General features: G+C 29.8%; 1 protein-coding gene. It reads left to right on the top strand.

Annotation, left to right across the window (positions count from 1 at the left end):
• Positions 1 to 1023: motility associated factor glycosyltransferase family protein (locus AJ882_RS03015; RefSeq protein ID WP_148127821.1), on the top strand; the 1023-nt coding region annotated here is incomplete at both ends.

Raw genomic sequence — 1023 nt, 5'->3', positions numbered from 1 at the left:
TTTTGCAAAATATCCCTTCTATGCTTGGAAGTATTCCTTTTCAAAGAATCTTAAGCGAAAGAAAAAACAAATTTGACAATGCTATAGTAGTTTCTGCAGGACCTTCTCTTACTAAACAACTTCCTTTACTTAAAGCTTATCAAGATAAAGCGGTGGTCTTTTGTGCTGATGGAGCTTTAAGTATGCTTGAAAAAGAAGGTGTAGTGCCTGATTATGTTTTAAATATTGACTTTGAAGACTTGCCTTTAAGATTCTTTAAAAATAAACAAAATAAACTTTCTTTAAATATACTTTCATGTGCCACGCATCCTAGTTTGGTTCATTTTTTAGATAATAAAAGTGTGATTTTAAGAGATGATCCTTTATACCAAAGCTTCAATCTTAATGACTTTGGTTATATTGATACGGGTACTCATGTAAGTCATTTTTCTTATACTTTAGCTTTAGCTTTAGGATTTAAAAATATTATTATGATAGGGCAAGATTTAGCTTTTGATGAAGAAGGAAATTCTCATTCAAAAGGATTTAGTTATGGCGAGCAATTTAGCGGAGAAAAAACTGTGCCTACCTTAAAAACCCAAGCTTATGGAGGCAAAGGTGAAGTTTTAACTCATATCACATGGAATGATTATCGTATAAAATTAGAATATCTTTTTGCTTGCAATGATCAAAAGGCTAAATTTTACAATGCCACTGAAGGTGGAGCAAGGATTAATTTCACTGAAGAACTTTCCTTTAAAGAATGTTGTGAAAAACTCCTTACAAAAGAAAAACCCAAATTTGAACTTCCAAAAAGTTTAACTAAAAATAGAAGTGATAAACTACTAGCTAAATTCAAAGAAAAAATACAAAAAGATCAAGAAAATGCCAAAAGATTTTTAGACGATGCCTTAGCTTTAAAACAAATTTTAGAAAATATACTCAGTAAAGATTTTCTTTTGCCTTTAGAATTTTTAGAAAAAGTCTATCAAAACATAGAAAATTTCAATCACTCTTTAGATGAAGATGAGTTTATACAGGATG

Origin of the sequence: Campylobacter sp. BCW_6461, assembly GCF_001762735.1 — a bacterium.
Classification (GTDB): Bacteria; Campylobacterota; Campylobacteria; order Campylobacterales; family Campylobacteraceae; genus Campylobacter_D; species Campylobacter_D jejuni.
Note: the sequence above shows the minus strand (reverse complement) of the source record. Positions and strands in the feature narration are given on the sequence as shown.